This is a genomic window from Pseudomonas sp. ACN5, assembly GCF_002303975.1.
GTDB classification, from domain to species: Bacteria; Pseudomonadota; Gammaproteobacteria; order Pseudomonadales; family Pseudomonadaceae; genus Aquipseudomonas; species Aquipseudomonas laurylsulfatiphila.
On record NZ_MRCP01000012.1, the window covers coordinates 24,641 to 45,343 of the forward strand.

Here is a 20,703-nt window from a genome sequence, read left to right on the forward strand (position 1 = left end):
TCGCCCGTATGTTGGACACCAATCTTAAAGCCCAGTTGAAATCGTACCTGGAACGGGTCACCCAGCCGATCGAGATCGTTGCTTCCCTCGACGACGGTGCGAAATCCCAGGAAATGCTCGAACTGTTGAAAGACGTTGCCAGTCTTTCCACCCAGATTACGTTGCTCGACAACGGTGATGATGCACGCAAGCCATCGTTCTCGATCAATCGCCCGGGAGCCGACATCAGCCTGCGTTTCGCCGGCATCCCGATGGGCCATGAATTCACTTCGCTGGTGCTGGCCTTGCTGCAAGTCGGCGGTCATCCGTCCAAAGCCAGTGTCGAGGTGATCGAGCAGATCCGTTCGCTCAAAGGCGAGTTCAACTTCGAGACTTACTTCTCGCTGTCGTGCCAGAACTGCCCGGACGTGGTCCAGGCGCTGAACCTGATGGCGGTACTGAACCCGAACATTCGCCACGTCGCCATCGACGGTGCACTGTTCCAGGCTGAAGTCGATGAGCGCCAGATCATGGCGGTCCCAAGCATCTACCTCAATGGTGTGAATTTCGGTCAGGGCCGCATGGGCCTGGAAGAAATCCTCGCGAAGATCGACACCAGCGGCATTGAGCGTCAGGCCGAGAAAATCAGCGCCAAGGATGCCTTTGATGTGTTGGTGGTCGGCGGTGGCCCGGCCGGTGCTTCGGCGGCCATCTATGCGGCCCGTAAAGGCATTCGCACCGGTGTCGCGGCCGAGCGTTTTGGTGGTCAGGTGCTGGACACCATGGCCATCGAAAACTTCATCTCGGTGCAGGAAACCGAAGGACCGAAACTGGCCGTTGCGCTGGAAGAGCACGTCAAACAGTACGACGTGGACATCATGAATCTGCAACGTGCCGACAAACTGGTGCCCGGCAAAAATGGCGAGTTGCACCAGATTCACTTCGCCAGCGGCGCATCGCTCAAAGCCAAGACCTTGATTCTGGCGACCGGAGCGAGGTGGCGTGAAATGAACGTCCCGGGCGAGCAGCAATACCGCAACAAAGGCGTGGCGTACTGCCCGCACTGCGACGGTCCGCTGTTCAAGGGCAAGCGCGTGGCAGTGATTGGCGGCGGTAACTCCGGCGTCGAAGCGGCCATCGACCTGGCGGGTATCGTGTCCCACGTCACGCTGCTGGAGTTCGACGTTCAGTTGCGCGCCGATGCGGTGTTGCAGCGCAAGTTGCACAGCCTGCCGAACGTCACCGTGATCACCAGTGCGCAAACCACTGAAGTCACCGGCGACGGTCAGAAGGTCAACGGCCTGCGCTACAAGGATCGCCAGAGCGACGAAGTGCGCAGCGTGGAGCTGGAAGGGATCTTTGTGCAGATCGGTTTGCTGCCCAACACCGATTGGCTCAAAGGCACCATCGAGCTGTCACCCCGTGGCGAGATCATTGTCGATGCTCGCGGTGAAACGTCGGTGCCGGGTGTGTTCGCCGCCGGCGACGTGACCACTGTGCCGTACAAGCAGATCGTGATTGCGGTGGGCGAGGGCGCCAAGGCTTCGCTAAGCGCCTTCGATCACCTGATCCGCACGTCCGCCCCGGCATAAAACCCGGCGCTGAAAACACAAAACCCCATGAACGATCATGGGGTTTTTTGTGTCTTGCACATCACTCATGTAGGAGCGAGCTTGCTCGCGATGGTCGTCAACGATAACGCGGGTTGGCAGGTGCCCCGCGGTGTTCTCAGGTTTATCGCGAGCAAGCTCGCTCCTACAGAGGCGCCGGCTGGATGATCTCGACCCAGTAGGCGTCCGGGTCCTTGATGAATGCCAGGCTCTTCATGCGGCCATCGCTCAGGCGTTTCTGGAAATCGCAGCCCAGTGCTTCAAAGCGCTCGCAGGCGGCGACGATGTCCGGCACCGAGATGCAGATATGGCCGAAACCACGCGGGTCGGTGTTGCCATTGTGGTAGGCGAAGTCCGGATCGTTCTCTGTGCCATGGTTGTGGGTCAGTTCGAGAATGCCAGGGATCGATTTCATCCACTCGGTGCGCGCGGCGGCATCGGCCGGGATCTGGTTTTTGTCGACCAGTGCCAGGAAATACAGGCTGAACTCGGCTTCCGGGAAGTCGCGTTTTTCCACCAGGGTAAAACCCAGGATGCGTGTGTAGAAGTCCAGGGACTTGGTGATGTCCTTGACCCGCAGCATGGTGTGGTTGAAGACAAATTTCTGCGTAGCGGTGTCCGGCTGGGCGGTGACGCCGGGGAAGGTGTTCAATTCGTGCAGGCTCATGGGCCCTCCGGGAAATATGTGGGCTAACGAATGGTGACAATGATACGCAAGGGGGCGGACATCACCAAACCCAAACGGTCGGCTATTGCCTGACAGCCGGCCTGGGCCCAGACTTTACGGCTTGATCCGTGAGTGCCGATTGCAATGATTCGATTCCTTAACCTGCTGTTTATCCTGCTGGGCGTGTTTTCGCTGGCGGGCGCTGCGCGTGCCGACGCGCCAGTGGTGACCTGGCCGCAAGGCTGGCAGATCGAAGCCGTCCCTGACTCTGCGTCGGGTGTGAGTCGCCAGCGGGCGGTGAAAAATGATCAGGACGGATCGCCGCTCCTGGTGATGGAGCTGACCATGAGCCCGGTGCAAAGCGATCATCAGGTAAACCTCGAAGGCGTATTGCTGGAGATGCGCAAGTCGGTTCAAAAAGACTTCTTTCAGGGTGGGTATCAAAGTGTCTGTACGCGAATTCATTCGACTACCTTGAGTCGATTGGCCGCGCTGGAAACAACCTGCACCGTGACGCAAAACGGCAGGCATGTGCTTTCGCAAACATTGGTGGCCGCGGTGGATGCGGATAAGGCCTATGTTTTTTCCTATGCAGGGCAGGCCGAGGCTTATAAGGCGAGCCAGGATGAAATAGACGCAGCCCGTAACAGCTTGAAACTTTAGTTGGCGACAGTGCTTTTTCGATGCATGAAAAAAATTTTAGATATCCAAATGGATTAAGCACAAAGTAGTTGGCGGTCAGGTAGTTGTCTTGTGCTCGCCGCAGGCATTTAGATAGCCCATGAAAAAGCCCTGCATAAGCAGGGCTTTTTTTGTCGCCGCGAGAGTTAGCCGCGCAGCCAGGAGTCGACGGTAGCTGCACCGTACTGTTCTTTCCAGGCTTTCAGGCCGCGGTGATTGCCGCCCTTGGTTTCAATCAGCTCGCCGGTGTGCGGGTTCTGATAAACCTTGACCACGCGAGCGCGGCGGGTTTTCGGTGCTGCTTGCTGCAGGCCGGATTTTGCCGGGTTAGGGTCGAGAATGGCGATGATGTCGCGCAAGCTCTTGCCATAGGTTTTCATCAAGCCCTGGAGCTTCTCTTCGAATTCGATTTCTTTCTTGAGCCCGGCATCGTTCTTCAGGGATTCCAACTGCTTGAGCTGTTCTTGAAGGGCCTTTTCGGCTGCACGAAATTCAGCGAGTCTGGACAATATCTTTACTCCAATAGTGTGTTTGGCTGATACCAACCGCAAACAAAGCTATAAGCCAAGAGCCTTGAAGCGACTCGGTGATAGTGGCTCACCTGCCAAATTAGCGCAGGCAGGAAAAATTGTAGTAGTTAATTGGCCAAGAGTAAATCCTGTCTTTTTCTTCATGTAACGTTGGTAGTGTCTTGATTCAAATTTATGCCTGTAGTCGTTGTTTTATCGATTAAATTTTCGAGTTAATGGTTGCTTAATGCACTAATGAATTCTGCCCCGGGCATGGGTTTGCCGAACAGATAACCCTGCAGGAAGTTGACCTGACGAGCGCTGAGGTAATCACTCTGCTCACGGGTTTCGACACCTTCGGCCACCATGGCAAGGTCGAGTTTGACGGCCAGGTCGATGATGCTGTCGAGGATGTGGCTGGAGAGGGTGTCGATGCCGATCATGGCGACAAAACTCTGGTCTATTTTCAGGAAGTCGACATTGAACTGCCGCAGGTAGCCAAGGCTTGAATGACCCGTGCCGAAATCGTCGATGGCGATCTTCACGCCCAGTTCGCGAAGTTGCTCGAACAGTTGCAGGGTGATCGCCGTTGGCTCGATAAGTTCGCGTTCGGTCAGTTCCAGTACCAGGTAGATCGAGCCCGGCTCGAACGCATCGAGAAACTCGCGGCAATCCTTGACCAGATCCAGGTCCTGGCAATGGCTGGCGGTAATGTTGATGCCAATGTGAAAGGGTTTGTTGAATCCGGCGGATTTCGGCGCGAGCAGGGCGGCGGTTTGTCGCATGAGCGAACGGGTCATCGGTACGATCAGCCCGCAGTGCTCGGCAAACGGGATGAACAGGTCCGGACGCACCAGGCCTTCCTTCGGATGTTTCCAGCGCATCAGCACTTCAGTGCCGGACCAGCTTTTGCTGTCGCCATGCACCACGGGCTGGAAATACGGAATGAACTCTGCGGCTTCCAGTGCCCGTTGCATTTCCTGGGTGGGGGCCGAGGAGCGCTTTTGCAGGAAGTGACCAATTGACCCGGCAATCACACCGAAGAAAATCAGCAGACTGAACAGGGGGGGATACTCGCTACTCATGTATCGCCAGGTTTCGCCTTTGGGGAAACCGGCTTCCACGGCAAAAGCATAGTGCCCGGAGGTCAAGCGGCTCTGCGCAACGGGGAGTTCAGGCGTGGCACCTGTGTGAACCTTGCCATCGGCGGACATCCAGTCCGGGCCAACTTGCAGCACCAGCAAGGTCTGGCGGCCGATCAAGCGCAGAACGTTGCCCAAGTGATAACCATAGAGGGTCGTCAGCGCACCTTTTTTTCCTTCGCTCAGGCGGTACACCAGCAAGGCGGTGTTGGGCGTCACCGGATTGCCGTTCATGAGCCACAAAGCGCCCTGGGTGTAGTCGCCGGGGCTGACCGTCTCCTGGTAGTCGCCGAACAGCGAGCTGCAATAGAGGTTGTTGTCCCACACCAGATTGGTCGAGCGCACGAATGGGCGACGAGTGACCTGCTCGCGCAGCGCCAGTTTGACGTCACCGCAACTTTGGCCAGCCATCGGCAGCAGTTCGCGTGCGGCCTGAGCGGCGTTGTCGAGCATCAAGTCGAACTGACGAACTGCTTCCTCGGCGGTTTTTTCGGTGTCTTGTTTGAGCGCACGCCCTGCCTGCATGTAAAGAATGATGGCCCCTAGCAGCACCGGGAGCAATCCGCTGATCAGGGTGACAGCAACTTTTGTGCTGCGACTGCGGGTTTTGGCTTTCAGCGGCATTCGCGAGTCCCGTCACGAAGAAGTAAGGCTCTCAACAACTGGCAGGGCGATACGCCTCCCATAAAGAGTTCGGGTAATGGCCATGATAGTTGGCCCTTGGTAGTTGTGCTGGTAGCTATGCCGCTCAACGCAGGTCGAGGCTTGCGGCCAGTTCGATAAAGGCCAGCGTCGCGGGTGATGCCTGGCGTCGATCGAGTACCGCCAGGCCGACCTGGCGCACCACCGTCGGCGACAGCGGTTTTTTCACATAGCGGCTGTCTGATTGATGGGGTAATGAACTTTCGGCGATTACTGTCACCCCGTCGCCGCGAGCGACGACATCGAGGGTGCTCATCAGCTGTGAGCAGCGATAACGGATGTTGGGCGTCAGTCGGGCCGCAGTGAACAGGCGTGAAACCAGCTCCGAAGAACCGGCCTCGGTCAGCACAAACGGGAAGGCGCACAGGTCCTTCAGGTTCAGGCTGTCGTGAACCGCCAGCGGGTGGTCGGCGGGCAGCAGCGCGACCATCTGGTCTTCGATCAGCGCGACCGTGTCGAAACGCTCCTCGGGCAACACCACGAAGCCGATGTCGATCCGTCGCTCCTCCAGCCACTGCAGTACCTGGCGGTCAGGGCCTTCATCGATATGCACTTCTATGCCGGGATGGGCGGCGCGGTACTGCTGCAGAATCAACGGCAACAATTTGATCGATGAAGTCGGCCCGAACGAGCCGATACGCAACGTGCCGCGTTTCATGCCCCGCGCATCGGCCGCTTCCTGGCGCAGGGTGTTGGCCAGGCCCAGCATCGCTCGGGCGCGAAGCAGCAACTGCTGGCCAATGTCGCTTGGCTCGACCCGGGTTTGATGCCGGCGCAACAACTCGACCCCTAGCTCCTGCTCCAAAGACTTCAAGGCATGGGACACCGCCGATTGGGAAATGCCCAGGCGATTGGCCGCTGGCGTGAAGCCGTGGAGTTCGGCCACGAGGGAGAAAATCTCCAGTTGAGTGAGGGTCATGAGTGTTTGCTCATTTTACAATGACTGAGTATTAGTCGAATGATAGATCATCTCTCCGATATCCGACCCTGGAGCCTTATGACGATCTGTGAGCAAACCCTGTCAAAACCCTCGGATCTGCCGGTGTATCTGAAACTGGCAGGCGTCAGCATGGTGTGGGGCGGTACCTTCGTTGCCGGACGCTTTCTGGCCGACGGCCTCAGCCCGCTGCTGGCTGCCAGCCTGCGGTTTTTACTGGCCAGCGTGGCATTGCTGCTGTTTGTACGCATGGCGCGGATACCGCTGCTCCGGCCCAGCGCCCGGCAATGGCTGCAATTGCTCCTGCTAGGCTTTTTCGGGATCTTCTTCTACAACCTGTGCTTCTTTTATGGCCTGCATTACATCAACGCTTCACGGGCATCCTTGATCGTGGCGCTGAACCCGGCGGTGATCGGGCTGGCTTCCTGGTTGCTGTTCAAGGAGCGCTTGAACCGGACGAAAGTCGCCGGTATCGCGATTTGCATGGCAGGCGCGAGCATGGTGATCGTCAGTCGCAACCCGCAATTATTGGCCGCCGGTACCGATGCCTGGATCGGCGATTTGCTGATTTTCGGCTGCGTGCTCGGATGGGGCGTCTACTCGCTGTGCTCCAGAGAACTGAACCAGACCCTGGGGCCGGTGCAAACCGTGACCTGGTCGATTCTGCTGGGCACCGTCATGCTCTGGATGACCTGCCTTGTCCGTGGCGAGGTGAGCGTCACCGCGATCGCCCACCTCGGTGCCCGGCAATGGTTGAGCCTTCTGTATCTTGGCGTGCTGGGTTCGGCGCTGGCGTACATTGGCTACTACGACGGCATCCGTAAAATCGGTGCGACGCGTTCCGGGGTGTTCATTGCCTTGAACCCGCTGACAGCGGTGATCCTCGGGGCGCTGTTGCTCGATGAGCCGTTGACGCTGGCCATGTGCCTGGGTGGCGGGCTGATACTGGCGGGGATTTTCCTCTGCAACAAACCCCTTGCGCGGGTAAGGAAAAAGGGGATTTGATACAGAAGGCGGACAAATTGATTTACGCTGTGTAGAATCAGGTTACGCATACAATAATAATCGTCTTCTGGCAGCAGAAGCCTCGCCCGCAAGAGCCTTGGGTCGACAATGAAGATATTCGGGTTTCAACTGATCTACGGTGATTTTCTCGCCCGCAGTGTGCGGGGCATCTCCTGTGCGCCACCCAGCGGTCTCAGCATTGCTTACAACTAACCTTAGTTAATTGATAAAAAATGATGAGGCGCCAACCATGGCAGATTTATACGAAAACCCGATGGGCCTGATGGGCTTTGAATTCATCGAGCTCGCATCGCCGACCCCGAACACCCTGGAGCCGATCTTCGAGATCATGGGCTTCACCAAGGTGGCGACCCACCGCTCCAAGGACGTGCACCTGTATCGACAGGGCGCGATCAACCTGATCCTCAACAACGAACCCCACAGCGTCGCCTCGTACTTTGCGGCCGAGCACGGCCCGTCGGTGTGCGGCATGGCGTTCCGCGTCAAGGATTCGCAAAAGGCCTACAAGCGTGCCCTGGAACTCGGCGCCCAGCCGATCCACATCGAAACCGGCCCGATGGAGCTGAACCTGCCGGCGATCAAAGGCATTGGCGGCGCTCCGCTGTACCTGATCGACCGTTTCGGTGAAGGCAGCTCGATCTATGACATCGACTTCGTGTTCATCGAAGGCGTTGACCGCCACCCGGTCGGTGCCGGCCTGAAGATCATCGATCACCTGACCCATAACGTGTATCGCGGTCGCATGGCCTACTGGGCCAACTTCTACGAGAAGCTGTTCAACTTCCGCGAAATCCGCTACTTCGACATCAAGGGCGAGTACACCGGCCTGACCTCCAAGGCCATGACCGCACCCGATGGCATGATCCGCATCCCGCTGAACGAAGAATCGTCCAAGGGCGCCGGGCAGATTGAAGAGTTCCTGATGCAGTTCAATGGCGAGGGCATCCAGCACGTTGCGTTCCTGTCCGATGACCTGATCAAGACCTGGGACCACCTGAAAAGCATCGGCATGCGCTTCATGACCGCGCCGCCGGAAACCTACTACGAAATGCTCGAAGGCCGTTTGCCGAACCACGGCGAGCCGGTCGGCGAACTGCAGGCGCGTGGCATCTTGCTGGACGGTTCGTCCGAGTCGGGCGACAAGCGTCTGCTGTTGCAGATCTTCTCGGAAACCCTGATGGGGCCGGTGTTCTTCGAGTTCATCCAGCGCAAGGGTGACGACGGTTTCGGCGAAGGCAACTTCAAGGCGCTGTTCGAATCCATCGAGCGTGATCAGGTTCGTCGTGGCGTGTTGTCCACGGACTAAACCATTACACCGATAAACCTGTGGGAGCGGGCTTGCTCGCGAAAGCGGTGTGTCAGTCGCCAACTAAGCTGGCTGACACACCGCTGTCGCGAGCAAGCCCGCTCCCACATTTGTTTTGGGTGTGGTTAAGGCCTGCGCTGCCGCACCAGATGCTTGAACCCTTCGAACACCAGCACCAGCACGGCCATCCAGATCGGGATGTAGGTCAGCCATTCGCCGGCCTTGATGCTCTCTCCCAATAGCAGCGCCACGCCCAGCAGCAACACCGGTTCGACGTAGCTCAACAAACCGAACAGGCTGAACGGCAGCAGGCGGCTGGCAATGATGTAGACCACCAGCGCCGACGCGCTGATCACACCGAGCAGCGGGATCAGCAGCGACAACCATGGATGCTGGTCAAACACGCCAAAACCCTGTGCACCGCTCTGAACGAACCAGACGGCCACCGGCAGCGTCAACGCCATGTCCAGCCACAAGCCGCCGAGGTTGTCCGCTGCCAGCCGTTTGCGCAGAACGAAGTAGGCCGGATAACCAATGCAGACCAGCAAGGTTGCCCAGGAAAAACCACCGACCTGATACACCTCGTTGACCACGCCCAGGCAGGCGAACACCACGGCGATCTTTTGCAGGTACGACAGGCGTTCGCCATAGGCGATCCGTCCGGTCAACACCATGGTCAGCGGCAGCAGGAAATAACCCAGGGATACATCCAGGCTGTAACCGTTCAGCGGCGCCCACATGAACAGCCACAATTGCACGCCGAGCAGGGCAGAGGAGGCGATCAGCGCGCCAATCAGCTTCGGATCGGCCTTGGCGCGCCGTACGATCTCCAGCACGCGCTTCCACTCACCGGACACCACCATGAACACGGTCATGCACGGCACGGTCAGCAGCATGCGCCAACCGAAGATTTCCACGCCGCTTAAGGGGGTGAGCAGCGATGTGTAGTAATACATGACGGCAAACAGCACCGAGGCTGAAACCGATAGAGCGATACCTTTAGACAAGCTGTCCTCGCGAGGTTGAAGGTGAAACGGGGGTGCGGAGGATACGTGTTTTTCAAGCCGAACATTGACCAATCAATCAACACGATCCAATTGTGGGAGCGGCGGTGCGACGATTCGACTTGCTCGCGAAAGCGGTTTTCCAGCCAACATCAATGTTGAATGTTAAGCAGCCTTCGCGAGCAAGCCCGCTCCCACATTGGTTTTTTATTTCTTCAGCTAATGCGCGGTTTACGCCCCGACACAAAATGGCTCACATCATTGAACCCCGGTGTCGACGCATGCCCCGGTGTCACCAGCGCATCGATGAACGCCTCGTCCTCGGCCGTGATTTTCACCGCCTGCGCCTTAGTGTAGGCGTCCCATTGCGCTTCGGTACGCGGCCCGACAATGGCCGAGGTCACGGCGCTGTTGTTCAGCACCCAGGCAATCGCGAACTCGACGATGCCGACGCCGCGCTCCTGGGTGTATTGCTGGATCTGCTGGGCGATGCGCAGGGATTCGACGCGCCATTCAGTTTCCAGGATGCGTTTGTCCTGGCGACCGGCACGGCTGTTGGCGTCCGGTTTCACATCCGGCGCGTATTTGCCGCTGAGTACCCCGCGCGCCAGCGGGCTGTAGGGCACCACGCCCAGACCGTAGTTTTGCGCCGCCGTGATTTGCTCGGTTTCAGCCTGGCGGTTGACGATGTTGTACAGCGGCTGGCTGATCACCGGCCGGTCAACGCCAAGCTTGTCAGCCACGCGAATCACTTCAGCGATGCGCCAGCCACGGTAGTTGGACAGGCCCCAATAGCGGATTTTGCCCTGGCGAATCAAGTCGCCGATGGCCGATACCGTGACGTCCAGCGGTGTGTTGTGGTCTTCACGGTGCAGGTAGTAGATGTCTAGGTAGTCGGTGCCCAGGCGCGTCAGGCTGGCGTCGAGACCGTTGAACAGATGCTTGCGGCTCAGACCGCTGCGGTTGGGGATACCGTCCATGGGACCGAAACCGACCTTGGTGGCAAGCACCCATTCATGGCGGCGGCTGGCGATGGCCTCGCCGACGATTTCCTCGGAACGGCCGTTGGTATAGACGTCGGCGGTGTCGATGAAATTGATGCCCTGGTCCCAGGCCTTGTCGATGATGCGCAGGGAGTCTTCGGTACTGGTCTGTTCGCCGAACATCATGGTGCCCAGGGTCAGGGTGGACACCTGCAGGCCCGAATGACCCAGTGTGCGATAGCTCATGAGCAAATCCTTTTACCAGTGGGAAAGGCTCAATCAGATACCAGAACTGCACCCTGGAGCAAACGCAAATCGAATCAAATGTGGGAGCGGGCTTGCTCGCGAAGGCGGTGTATCAGTCGACAATATTGTTGTCTGACACTCCGCCTTCGCGAGCAAGCCCGCTCCCACACCTGATTTGTGGGGATCAGGTGCGCAGTGTACGGGTCATGCGCAACGCCAGCAGACTGCCGCAGACAATCACCCCCGCCAGCAGGTACAGCGCCGCATCGGTCGAACCGGTGCTGTCCTTGACCCAACCCACCAGGTACGGGCTGAGGAAACCGGCCATCTGGCCCATCGAATTGATCAGCGCCAGGCCGCCGGCGGCAGCGCCGGCACTGAGCAGGGCGGTCGGCACGGGCCAGAACATCGGCAGGCCGGTGAGGGCGCCCATGGTGGCGATGGTCAGACCGAGAATCGCGATGGCCGGGTTGGCGGCGAAGTTCACCGCGATCAGCAGCCCCAGCGCGCCCATCAGCATCGGCACCACCAGATGCCAGCGACGTTCTTTGCGCAGGTCCGCCGAACGGCCCACGATCAGCATGAACACCGCAGCCAGCAGGTAGGGAATCGCACTGAGCCAGCCGATTACCAGGTTATCGCCAAAGCCCAGGTTCTTGATGATCGATGGCAGCCAGAAGTTGATCGCGTAGACGCCGCTCTGGATGCAGAAGTAGATCAGGCCGAAGGCCCAGATCGCCGGGTTCTTGAACACCGCCAGCAGCGAATCAGTGGTGGTTTTCGGTTTGCTGGCCAGGTCTTCAGCATGGTCTGCTTCCAGCACCGAACGCTCGAACGGAGTCAGCCATTTCGCATTGGCGTAACTGTCACTGAGCAGGAAATAAGCCAGCGCACCGAGGATCACCGTCGGAATGCCTTGCAGCAGGAACATCCACTGCCAGCCGGCGAGACCGCCCTGGCCCGCGGCGAAGTGGTTGAGAATCCAGCCGGAGAAGGGGCTGCCGAGCAGGCCGGATACCGGGATCGCCGACATGAACAACGCCATGATGCGGCCACGGCGGAAGGTCGGGAACCACTGCGAGAGATACAGCACCACGCCCGGAAAGAACCCGGCTTCGGCGGCACCGGTAAACAGGCGCAGGGTATAGAACTCGGTCGGCGTGGTGACGAACAGCAGGCAGGTCGACAGCGTGCCCCAGGTCATCATCATCAGCGCGATCCAGCGCCGTGGGCCGAATTTCGTCAAGGCCAGGTTGCTGGGTACGCCGCACAGCACGTAACCGATAAAGAAGATGCCGGCGCCCAGGCCGTACACGGTTTCGCTGAACTTCAGCGCATCGAGCATCTGCAGTTTGGCAAATCCAACGTTGACCCGGTCGAGGTAGTTGAACAGGTAGCAGATGAATATGAAGGGGATCAAACGCAGGGTGATGCGTTTGTAGACGGCGTTTTTGTCGTCAGCGATGGCCTCGGACGCTACGGCGCTCTGTGTCATGGCGGCTCTCTCTTTATTATGATTTTTTGCGATGCAAAGGGTAACGTTGATCGCCCAGAGAGTCTCGACCACCCTCAGGGCGGCTGTCTTTGTGCCTGAGCACAGGGTTTGCAACCAAGGCCTGTGCGGGTGAACAACCCGTTCCATCACCGTCTTCAAGGATCACTTGCATGTTCGAACTCGATCACGACCTGGCCCAGGACATCGTCGACCGGGCGATGGCGATTCTGCCGTACAACGTCAACGTCATGGACAGCCAGGGCCTGATCCTGGGCAGTGGCGAACCGGAACGGGTCAACACCCGGCATGAAGGCGCGCAACTGGTCCTGGCCAACGGCCGCGTGGTGGAGATCGATGCGCAGACGGCGATTCATCTCAAGGGTGTGCAGCCGGGCATCAACCTGCCGCTGTTGCTCGATCAGCGCCTGATCGGCGTGCTGGGTATCACCGGCGAACCCGAGCAACTGCGCACCTATGCCGAACTGGTGCGCATGACCGCCGAGATGCTGGTGGGCCAGCGCAACCAGCAGGCCGAACAGCAATGGCGGCGCCAGCGCTGCGATGATCTGCTGGCGCTGCTGCTCAGCGAAGCCGGGGACTCTCCGCGACTGATCGATGAAGCGCAGCAGTTGGGCCTCAAGCCGCAAATGACCCGGGTGCCGTACCTGTTCGAACTGGGTCTGGAACATGCTGCGGGGCAAACCGTCGAGGCACTGAGTGCCTGGTTGACCACTCGCCACCCGGACAGTTGGTGCGTCAGCTCGGCCAAAACTTCGTTGCTCTGGTGTCGGCCCGCGAGTCAGTCGGTCGAGAACGAGCGTTTGCTGGACAAGCTTGACGGCCTCGGCTGGAACATCCTGCGCATTGCCGTCGGTGGGCAAGCCGATGGGCTGGCGGGGTTGCGTCGCTGCTATCGCCGGGTCGGTGACTTGCTGGCCTACGGTCGCGAAGTGTTGCCGCGCTCCCGGCTGTTGACGCTCAACCGCTATCGACTGCCGGTGATGCTCTGGCGCCACCGCAACGACGACGCCCTCGACGAATTGCTCAACCCGCTGCGCAAGGTCATTGCCAAGGACAGCAATGGTCAGTTGCTGGCGACCCTGCGCAGTTGGTGTGAACACGACGGCCAGAGCCAGGCCTGCGCCGAGGCGCTGGGCATTCATCGCAACAGCCTGCGTTATCGCATGGAACGGATTGCCGAGCTCAGCGGCGTCGATCCGCTGCGGCTTGATGGAATGCTCGCGTTGTATCTGGGCGTGCAACTGCTGCCCGAGCCAGACTCAATTTCGTGAGCGACAAAATCCCCCTGTAGGAGCGAGCTTGCTCGCGAAAAACCAGAGGACGCCGCGGTAAGTCTGATTTCCCGCGTCATCGTTACCCTCCATCGCGAGCAAGCTCGCTCCTACAGGTGAAACGTCTGCCTCGGGTTTTGTGGAAATGAACAATAATCCTCAACACCGCTTGTGCAGCGGACCGGCGTTATTGTTCATGGCGGCTGGCAGCATGTGGGCATTGGAACTGGAGAATTCCCATGAAAATCGTAATCGCCCCCGACTCGTTCAAGGACAGCCTCAGCGCTCAAGGCGTAGCCGACGCCATTGCCTTGGGATTGGCGCAGGTCTGGCCTGATGCCCAACTGGTCAAATGCCCGATGGCTGACGGCGGGGAAGGGACTGTCGAGTCGATTCTTGCCGCCTGCGAAGGCGAACTGCGCCGCACCCTGGTTCGCGGGCCGCTGGGGGCCATGGTGGAGGCCGCTTGGGGCTGGTTGCCGCAGAGCCGCACCGCAATCATCGAAATGGCCGAGGCCAGCGGTTTGCAGTTGGTCCCGGTGGCGCAGCGGGACGCGTGCATCAGCAGCACCTTCGGCACCGGGCAATTGATCCGTGCCGCACTGGATGCCGGTGCACAACGGGTGATCCTGGCGATTGGCGGCAGCGCGACCAACGACGGCGGCGCCGGTGCCATGCAGGCCCTGGGCGTGAAATTGCTGGACGCTCAGGGACAGACGCTGTCACCGGGCGGCCTCGCCCTTGCGCAATTGTCCCGCGTGGACCTGAGCGACATCGATCCGCGTCTGCCACAGGTGCGCTTCGACATCGCCGCCGACGTCAATAACCCGCTGTGCGGCCCCCACGGCGCCTCGGCGATTTTCGGCCCGCAAAAAGGCGCTTCGCCCGTGCAGGTCGAACAACTGGATCAGGCGCTGGGGCACTTTGCCGACCATTGCGCGGTCGCTTTGAGCAACGACGTTCGCGACGAACCGGGGAGTGGCGCGGCCGGTGGCCTGGGGTTTGCCGCCAAGGCGTTCCTGGGCGCGCAGTTCAAGGCCGGGGTCGAGGTGGTCGGCGAACTGGTGGGCCTGGCCGAGGCGGTTGCAGGCGCCGATCTGGTGATCACCGGCGAAGGGCGTTTTGATGCGCAAACCCTGCGCGGCAAGACGCCATTCGGTGTGGCGCGTGTCGCCAGGCAACACGCCGTGCCGGTCATCGTCATCGCCGGTACGCTGGGCGAGGGGTATCAGGCGCTTTATGAGCACGGCATCGACGCTGCGTTCGCCCTGGCAAGCGGGCCGATGACCCTGGAACAGGCCTGTGCCGAGGCGCCGCGCTTGCTGCGTGAGCGGACAACCGACATCGCGCGTGTCTGGCGGATGGCTGCTCGCAAGTATTGAACGATGCCTGTCAATCAACGACATCCTTGTGGCGAGGGAGCTTGCTCCCGTTGGGCTGCGCAGCGGCCCCCTTGTTCGGCGGTTGCTGCGCAACCGAACGGGAGCAAGCTCCCTCGCCACAATAGCTCCGATGGCAATTTTGAGGGTGGAGTTGAACGCCATGCTGGCGCGTTTCGTGATTTGAGATAGGGTTGTGGCTTGGAGTACCCGCGCGACAGGAGAACAACATGCGCTACTCAGCCTTGACCCAACGAATCGCCGGTGACGGTGCGGCGGCCTGGCAGATTCACGATCGAGCGCTGCACTTGCGCGAACAGGGCGTCGACGTCCTGCTGTTGTCCATTGGCGACCCCGACTTCGATACGCCGCAACCCATTGTCCAGGCCGCCATCGCCAGCTTGTTGGCCGGTGATACGCACTATCCTGAAGTGCGCGGCAGTCGCGGGCTGCGCGACAGCATTGCCCGCCGGCATCGGCAACGCAGTGGCCAGGTGGTGGATGGCGAACATGTGATCGTCTTTCCGGGGGCGCAGTGCGCGGTGTATTCGGTGGCGCAATGCCTGCTCGACCCGGGCGATGAAGTGATTGTCGCCGAGCCGATGTACGTGACCTATGAAGGCGTGATCGGCGCGTGTGCGGCCACCGTGGTCCCGGTGCCCGTGCGCCCGCAGAACGGGTTTCGCGTCGACCCGCTGGATGTCGCGGCGCGGATCACGCCCAAGACACGCGCCATACTGCTCAACAGTCCGAACAATCCATCCGGCGCCAGTTTGCCACTGGCCATCTGGCAAGAGCTGGCGGCACTGTGCATTCGTCACGATTTGTGGCTGATCAGTGACGAGGTCTACAGCGACTTGCTGTACGAAGGCCAGCACATCAGCCCGGCGAGCCTGCCGGGCATGGCCGAGCGCACCGCGACGATCAACAGCCTGTCCAAATCCCACGCCATGAGTGGTTGGCGGGTGGGCTGGGTGATTGGGCCCAAGCCCATGGCGGGTCACCTGGTCAATTTGTCGCTGAGCATGTTGTTCGGTATCCCGGATTTCGTGCAGAACGCTGCGCAGTTGGCGCTGGACCGGGACCTGCCGGAAGTGGCCTCGATGCGTGAAGAGTATCGCCAGCGCCGCGACCTGGTGTGTGCAAGCCTGGGGCAATGCCCGGGACTCAAGCCGATACGCCCGGACGGCGGAATGTTCGTGATGGTCGATGTGCGCCAGACCGGCTTGTCGGCCCAGCGCTTCGCCGAGCGACTGCTGGAAGGTTATGGCGTGTCGGTGCTGGCCGGTGAGGCTTTCGGGCCGAGTGCGGCGGGACATATCCGCATCGGGTTGGTGGTGGATCAGCTGAAGCTGGCTGATGCCTGCCGGCGGATTGCTTTGTGTGCGACGGATTTGCTGGAGGTGCGGCGGGCCTGAAGGATTTGTGTTGTCTTTGCTGGCCTCTTCGCGAGCAAGCCCGCTCCCACATTTGATCTTTATTGTTCACAAGTACTGTGTTCACAGCAAATCCATTGTGGGAGCGGGCTTGCTCGCGAAGGCTGCCGAACAGGCGCCGAATACCTCAGCCCTGCCACGCCCCAACATTCACCAGATTGGCCGGCCGCTCACCGGCCAGTGCCGCCAACAGGTTGTCCACCGCGCACCTGGCCATGGCCTCCCGTGTTTCATGGGTGGCCGAGCCGATGTGGGGTGTCGCCACCACGTTGTTCAACTGCAGCAACGGCGAGTCCTGATTCAAGGGTTCGCGGTCGAATACATCCAGCCCCGCCGCGCGAATCCGGCCCGTGCGCAAGGCTTCGATCAGCGCCGCTTCATCCACCACTTTGCCCCGCGAAATATTGATGAAGATGGTCTCGGGACGCATCTGGGCGAACTGCTCTTCGCCGATCAGCCCTTGGGTTTCAGCGGTCAGCGGTAACGTCAGGCAAACGAAATCGGCCTGTTGCAACAGTTCCGGCAGGCTTCGATAGCGCGCATTGAACCGCTGTTCCACCGCCGGTTTCGGTGACTGGCTGTGGTAGATCACCGGCATGCCAAACCCGAAATGCCCGCGCTGCGCGAGGGCTTCGCCAATACGGCCCATGCCGATGATGCCCAGGGTTTTGCCGTGCACGTCGCTGCCGAAATGCGCAGGGCCGATGTTGCGGTGCCATTGGCCGGCGCGAACCAGATTCGCCAGTTCCACCACCCGCCGGGCAGTCGCCAGGATCAGCGCAAAGCCCGTGTCGGCGGTGGTTTCGGTGAGCACATCCGGCGTGTTGCTCAGCAGGATTCGCCGTTCGGTGAGGTAGTCGATGTCGTAGTTGTCGACGCCCACCGAGACGCTGGCAATGGCTTGAAGGTCAGGTGCCAGGTCGAGCAGTTCGGCATCCAGCTTCAGGCTGGCACCGAGCAAACCGTGAGCGCGGGGCAGGGCATTGCGCAGTTTGGCCAGGCCCTCGGCATCAAGGTTTTCGATCAGCGTCACTTCGGCCTGCTCGTGCAGGCGAGCCATCAATAACGGCGAGAGTTTCTTGTACAGGACGACCTGCTTTTTCATTTTCGGGATCTCGATTTCAATTCAGGAATGTGCCGTGGCGGCGCGCGTTACCGTGGCCGAGGGCCGCTCCCGGTCGCTGGCGCCGGGCTTGAGGAAAATCGTCAGTACCACCGAGAACATCAACGCGCCGCTCATCAACAGGTACGATGCACCCGGCGAGCCGGTGGAGCTGTTCAGGTAACCGACCAGATAGGAACCGCCAAACGAGCCGAGGGCGCCCATGCTGTTGATCAGCGCCATGGCGCCGCCCGCGACGTTGGCCGGGAGGATCTCCGGGATGATCGCGAAGAAGGGGCCGTAAGGCGCGTACATGCAGGCGCCGGCAATCACCAGCAGGGTGTAGGACCACCAGAAGTGTTCGGCACCCAGGGCGTAGGAGCCATAGAAGGCGATCGAGGCAATCAGCAGTGGCGGCCAGACGAAACGTTTACGTTTTTGCAGTTTGTCCGAACCCCAGGACACCAGCAGCATGCCGATCACTGCCGCCAGGTACGGCAGCGCCGACAGCCAGCCGGCCTGGACCATGTCCATCTGCGCGCCGGCCTTGAGGATCGACGGCAACCACAACACGAAACCGTACACGCCAATGCTCCAGCAGAAAAACTGCAGGGCCAGGATGATCACTTTGGGAGAGCGGAAGGCTTCGGCGTAGTTCTTCACGGCCTTGATGCCGACCTGTTCGGCGGCCAGTGCGCTTTCCAGATCCTGCTTTTCCTGATCGTTGAGCCACTTGGCCTGTGACGGACGATCATCGGCCAGGCGCCACCAGATGAATGCCCACAACACCGCGGGCAAACCTTCGATGATGAACATCCAGCGCCAGCTGTAGTGCTGCACCAGGTAGCCCGAGACCACCGACATCCAGAGCATGGTCACCGGGTTGCCGAGGATCAGGAAGGTGTTGGCCCGCGAGCGTTCGGCGCGGGTGAACCAGTGGCACAGGTAGATCAGCATCGCCGGCATGACGGCCGCTTCGACCACGCCGAGCATGAAGCGAATGACGATCAGCCAGTAGGCATTGGAGACAATCCCGGTCAAGGTCGCCAGGCTGCCCCAGAGGATCAGGCTGACGAAAATCAGCTTCTTCACACTGTGTTTCTGCGCGTAGATCGCGCCGGGTACCTGGAAGAAAAAGTAGCCGAGGAAGAACAGCGCGCCGAGCATCGACGACAAACCTGGTGTGATCATCAGGTCCGCCGCCATGCCGGACGCGGCGGCGAACCCGTAGTTGGCGCGATCCAGATACGCCAGGCTATAGGTGATGAACACGATGGGCATGATGTACCACCAGCGGCGGGTGGCGAGCGTTGCGGTTTTCATGAGTGGTGCTCCTGAGCTTGTTGTTTTTGTTGCAGCAGGTAACGGTGTTTAGATCTTCAGTGACTGTGCTGGCCCCTTCGCGAGCAAGCCCGCTCCCACAGACGCAAAACCTGTGGGAGCGGGCTTGCTCGCGAAGGCGGCCGCAAATTCGACATCCATTTCGGATCGGGTCGGCAACCCCTCCATATCCCCCCGGCTCTGCACCGCACGGCTGCCAATCCAGTTGGCACGCTTCACGGCCTCGGCAAAGCTCTGGTTTTCCAGCAACGCGCTGATCATGCCGACGGCAAAACCATCGCCGGCGCCCACCGTATCGACCACCGTGGCCACCGGTACGCCAGCGACGAAACCTTGATCAAGATGGGTGCGGTAGTAAGCACCGTGCGGCCCAAGCTTGATCGCCACGGCTTCGGCGCCCTGGTCGAGGTAGAAGGCAGCAATGTCGGCCGGGTCTTCGAAACCGCTCAGCAATCGACCTTCGCTCAAGCCCGGCAGCACCCAATGGGCGAGGGCGGCGAGGCGGTTGATCTCGGTGATCATTTGTCGTTCGCTGGCCCACAGGCTCGGGCGCAGGTTCGGGTCGAAGGACACGCTGCGCCCGGCCTCGCGCATGCGGGTCATCAACTCGAACGACATCTGCCGCGCCGACTCCGACAGCGCCGGGGGAATGCCGGTGGCGTGCAGGTGTCGGGCCTTGAGCAACCCGGGCACGATCGAGTGCGGCGACAGGTGACTGGCCGCCGAACCACGGCGGAAGTACTCGACCGCCGGGTCGCTGCCATCGTCGGTGCGGGACTTAAGTTGAAAACCGGTCGGGTGGGCGGTGTCGGTGTCGACGTGACGACAATTCAGGCCTTCTTTTTCCAGGGTGTCGACCACGAACCGGCCCAACGAATCGGCACCGACCCGGCTCAGCCATGCCACGTTGAAGCCAAGCCGGGACAAACCGATCGCCACATTGCTGTCAGCCCCGGCGATGCGTTTGTGGAAGGCGCCAACGCTGGCCAGGTCGCCTTCCTGCTCGGCGACGAACATCGCCATGGTCTCGCCGAAGGACAGAATATCGATCTCAGACATGAGCACTCTCCCGTTGCGCCTGGCCGAGGCAGGCGAGGGCTGCCACGTGTTCGCGGGTCAGCTGCACCAGGTCATCGCCTTGCAGCGGATACTCCGCGGCCCGCATGACGCCTTGGGCCATGTGCCCCAGCAGCTGTTCCCACTGATGCAAGTCGCTGGCGGTCGGCGCGATGGCGACCAGCTTGTCGTCGGCGCGACGCGTAACCGCTTTGCAGTGCACATAGCCGACGTGGCGTCCGAGGAGGCGCGCGGCGCTGGCGGCGGACTGGTCCTGCCAGTGCCAATTGCCGATATCGAAGGTCATCTTGATCGGCAAGTGGTGTTGCTCGACCTCAGTGAAAAAGCGCTGGAAGGGTTCGATGCGCCCGCCGTGCAGGGTCTGGTCGTTTTCCACCAGCAACTGCACGGGGCTGGCGTCCAGCAGCCGGGCGAGGGCGTGCAGGTCGCAGTTGTCAGTGAAATAGCCCAGGGACACTTTCAGCCATTTGGCACCGAACGCCCGGGCGCGTTGCAGGGCGGTGATCAGTGCTGGATTGGGCCTGGATTGTCCGGCCAACCAGAGTTCCATTGGCGATGAATACACGCTCTCCAGGCCTTCTGCCTGAGTGGCATTGGCCAGTTGAACGGGGTCCTCAATGGTCAGCAATTCCTCGCGCCATTCGATGCGCGTGGCACCGGCGGCGGCCAGTACTTCGATAAAACTGCCTTGGCCGCGCTGGCGCACCAGGTCGGCGCCGTAGCTGGAGAGGCTGATGGAAACGGCGGGTTTGTTCATTGTTGTTTTACCTCTGAAACCGGTTTCATTTT

Annotated in this window: 18 protein-coding genes; 7 read left to right on the forward strand and 11 right to left on the reverse strand. The window is 60.3% G+C overall.

The features are described from left to right. The first annotated feature begins 8 nt into the window (after nt 1–8). Nucleotides 9–1,571, forward strand: coding sequence for an alkyl hydroperoxide reductase subunit F (ahpF, locus tag BSF40_RS21410; RefSeq protein WP_095966629.1), 1,563 nt, complete (start codon nt 9–11; stop codon nt 1,569–1,571). A gap of 163 nt (nt 1,572–1,734) precedes the next feature. On the opposite strand, the gene gloA is transcribed toward ahpF, so the two are convergent. Then, complete coding sequence (gene gloA / locus BSF40_RS21415; RefSeq protein ID WP_095966630.1) at nt 1,735–2,256, reverse strand: lactoylglutathione lyase; 522 nt, start codon at nt 2,254–2,256, stop codon at nt 1,735–1,737. Nucleotides 2,257–2,400: 144 nt separating this feature from the next. Between gloA and BSF40_RS21420 the strand changes: the two genes are divergently transcribed. After that, on the forward strand, nt 2,401–2,919 hold the full coding sequence (locus BSF40_RS21420; protein WP_095966631.1) for a DUF4946 domain-containing protein: 519 nt from the start codon (nt 2,401–2,403) through the stop codon (nt 2,917–2,919). Between the two features lie 164 nt (nt 2,920–3,083). Here BSF40_RS21420 and BSF40_RS21425 read toward each other — a convergent pair whose 3' ends face one another. The 3 genes from BSF40_RS21425 to BSF40_RS21435 all read right to left on the reverse strand — a co-directional run bounded on the left by BSF40_RS21425 (nt 3,084) and on the right by BSF40_RS21435 (nt 6,209). Beyond that, nucleotides 3,084–3,446, reverse strand: coding sequence for a histone-like nucleoid-structuring protein, MvaT/MvaU family (locus BSF40_RS21425; RefSeq protein WP_008065377.1), 363 nt, complete (start codon nt 3,444–3,446; stop codon nt 3,084–3,086). A gap of 233 nt (nt 3,447–3,679) precedes the next feature. After that, nucleotides 3,680–5,212: an EAL domain-containing protein gene (locus BSF40_RS21430; protein ID WP_095966632.1), complete on the reverse strand. Its 1,533-nt coding sequence runs from the start codon at nt 5,210–5,212 to the stop codon at nt 3,680–3,682. Nucleotides 5,213–5,336: 124 nt separating this feature from the next. Then, on the reverse strand, nt 5,337–6,209 hold the full coding sequence (locus BSF40_RS21435) for a LysR family transcriptional regulator (protein WP_095966633.1): 873 nt from the start codon (nt 6,207–6,209) through the stop codon (nt 5,337–5,339). 78 nt (nt 6,210–6,287) lie between these two features. On the opposite strand from BSF40_RS21435, the gene BSF40_RS21440 reads away from it, so the two are divergent. Both BSF40_RS21440 and hppD read left to right on the forward strand, forming a co-directional pair. Beyond that, nucleotides 6,288–7,232: a DMT family transporter gene (locus BSF40_RS21440; protein ID WP_095966634.1), complete on the forward strand. Its 945-nt coding sequence runs from the start codon at nt 6,288–6,290 to the stop codon at nt 7,230–7,232. Nucleotides 7,233–7,482: 250 nt separating this feature from the next. Further along, nucleotides 7,483–8,559 carry a 4-hydroxyphenylpyruvate dioxygenase gene (hppD, locus tag BSF40_RS21445; RefSeq protein WP_095966635.1) on the forward strand — a complete coding sequence of 359 codons (1,077 nt, stop codon included), beginning with the start codon at nt 7,483–7,485 and terminating at the stop codon, nt 8,557–8,559. Between the two features lie 125 nt (nt 8,560–8,684). Here hppD and rarD read toward each other — a convergent pair whose 3' ends face one another. From rarD to BSF40_RS21460, 3 genes are all read right to left on the reverse strand, one after another. Beyond that, on the reverse strand, nt 8,685–9,566 hold the full coding sequence (gene rarD, locus BSF40_RS21450; protein ID WP_095966636.1) for an EamA family transporter RarD: 882 nt from the start codon (nt 9,564–9,566) through the stop codon (nt 8,685–8,687). A gap of 212 nt (nt 9,567–9,778) precedes the next feature. Beyond that, complete coding sequence (locus BSF40_RS21455) at nt 9,779–10,792, reverse strand: aldo/keto reductase (protein WP_095966637.1); 1,014 nt, start codon at nt 10,790–10,792, stop codon at nt 9,779–9,781. A 184-nt stretch (nt 10,793–10,976) separates the two neighbouring features. Beyond that, the gene (locus tag BSF40_RS21460) at nt 10,977–12,287 is read right to left on the reverse strand and encodes an MFS transporter (protein ID WP_095966638.1); all 1,311 of its coding nucleotides are present in this window, start codon (nt 12,285–12,287) and stop codon (nt 10,977–10,979) included. A 170-nt stretch (nt 12,288–12,457) separates the two neighbouring features. Here BSF40_RS21460 and BSF40_RS21465 point away from each other — a divergent pair, with 170 nt between their 5' ends. From BSF40_RS21465 to BSF40_RS21475, 3 genes are all read left to right on the forward strand, one after another. Further along, entirely contained in the window at nt 12,458–13,579 is a 1,122-nt protein-coding gene (locus tag BSF40_RS21465) for a sugar diacid recognition domain-containing protein (RefSeq protein WP_095966639.1), read from the forward strand. Nucleotides 13,580–13,818: 239 nt separating this feature from the next. Next, complete coding sequence (locus BSF40_RS21470) at nt 13,819–14,961, forward strand: glycerate kinase (RefSeq protein WP_095966640.1); 1,143 nt, start codon at nt 13,819–13,821, stop codon at nt 14,959–14,961. Nucleotides 14,962–15,188: 227 nt separating this feature from the next. Further along, entirely contained in the window at nt 15,189–16,376 is a 1,188-nt protein-coding gene (locus BSF40_RS21475; protein WP_095966641.1) for a pyridoxal phosphate-dependent aminotransferase, read from the forward strand. A gap of 145 nt (nt 16,377–16,521) precedes the next feature. Here BSF40_RS21475 and BSF40_RS21480 read toward each other — a convergent pair whose 3' ends face one another. From BSF40_RS21480 to BSF40_RS21495, 4 genes are read right to left on the reverse strand one after another with little or no spacing between them, the layout of a single operon-like run. Further along, the gene (locus tag BSF40_RS21480) at nt 16,522–17,499 is read right to left on the reverse strand and encodes a D-glycerate dehydrogenase (RefSeq protein WP_095966642.1); all 978 of its coding nucleotides are present in this window, start codon (nt 17,497–17,499) and stop codon (nt 16,522–16,524) included. Nucleotides 17,500–17,520: 21 nt separating this feature from the next. Continuing rightward, entirely contained in the window at nt 17,521–18,819 is a 1,299-nt protein-coding gene (locus tag BSF40_RS21485; protein ID WP_095966643.1) for an MFS transporter, read from the reverse strand. A 48-nt stretch (nt 18,820–18,867) separates the two neighbouring features. Then, nucleotides 18,868–19,896: a sugar kinase gene (locus BSF40_RS21490; protein WP_095966644.1), complete on the reverse strand. Its 1,029-nt coding sequence runs from the start codon at nt 19,894–19,896 to the stop codon at nt 18,868–18,870. Continuing rightward, the gene (locus BSF40_RS21495) at nt 19,889–20,671 is read right to left on the reverse strand and encodes a sugar phosphate isomerase/epimerase (protein ID WP_095966645.1); all 783 of its coding nucleotides are present in this window, start codon (nt 20,669–20,671) and stop codon (nt 19,889–19,891) included. The genes BSF40_RS21490 and BSF40_RS21495 overlap by 8 nt, the downstream gene beginning before the upstream one ends. Between the last annotated feature and the right edge of the window lie 32 nt (nt 20,672–20,703).

Bases quoted from the DNA above. Each gene is read 5' to 3' on its own strand.
- BSF40_RS21465 (WP_095966639.1), top strand. From the start codon at position 12,458: ATGTTCGAACTCGATCACGACCTGGCCCAGGACATCGTCGACCGGGCG.
- BSF40_RS21460 (WP_095966638.1), bottom strand. From the start codon at position 12,287: ATGACACAGAGCGCCGTAGCGTCCGAGGCCATCGCTGACGACAAAAAC.
- BSF40_RS21435 (WP_095966633.1), bottom strand. From the start codon at position 6,209: ATGACCCTCACTCAACTGGAGATTTTCTCCCTCGTGGCCGAACTCCAC.
- BSF40_RS21440 (WP_095966634.1), top strand. From the start codon at position 6,288: ATGACGATCTGTGAGCAAACCCTGTCAAAACCCTCGGATCTGCCGGTG.
- hppD (WP_095966635.1), top strand. From the start codon at position 7,483: ATGGCAGATTTATACGAAAACCCGATGGGCCTGATGGGCTTTGAATTC.
- BSF40_RS21495 (WP_095966645.1), bottom strand. From the start codon at position 20,671: ATGAACAAACCCGCCGTTTCCATCAGCCTCTCCAGCTACGGCGCCGAC.
- gloA (WP_095966630.1), bottom strand. From the start codon at position 2,256: ATGAGCCTGCACGAATTGAACACCTTCCCCGGCGTCACCGCCCAGCCG.
- ahpF (WP_095966629.1), top strand. From the start codon at position 9: ATGTTGGACACCAATCTTAAAGCCCAGTTGAAATCGTACCTGGAACGG.
- BSF40_RS21470 (WP_095966640.1), top strand. From the start codon at position 13,819: ATGAAAATCGTAATCGCCCCCGACTCGTTCAAGGACAGCCTCAGCGCT.
- BSF40_RS21420 (WP_095966631.1), top strand. From the start codon at position 2,401: ATGATTCGATTCCTTAACCTGCTGTTTATCCTGCTGGGCGTGTTTTCG.
- BSF40_RS21430 (WP_095966632.1), bottom strand. From the start codon at position 5,212: ATGCCGCTGAAAGCCAAAACCCGCAGTCGCAGCACAAAAGTTGCTGTC.
- BSF40_RS21475 (WP_095966641.1), top strand. From the start codon at position 15,189: ATGCGCTACTCAGCCTTGACCCAACGAATCGCCGGTGACGGTGCGGCG.
- BSF40_RS21485 (WP_095966643.1), bottom strand. From the start codon at position 18,819: ATGAAAACCGCAACGCTCGCCACCCGCCGCTGGTGGTACATCATGCCC.
- BSF40_RS21455 (WP_095966637.1), bottom strand. From the start codon at position 10,792: ATGAGCTATCGCACACTGGGTCATTCGGGCCTGCAGGTGTCCACCCTG.
- BSF40_RS21480 (WP_095966642.1), bottom strand. From the start codon at position 17,499: ATGAAAAAGCAGGTCGTCCTGTACAAGAAACTCTCGCCGTTATTGATG.
- BSF40_RS21490 (WP_095966644.1), bottom strand. From the start codon at position 19,896: ATGTCTGAGATCGATATTCTGTCCTTCGGCGAGACCATGGCGATGTTC.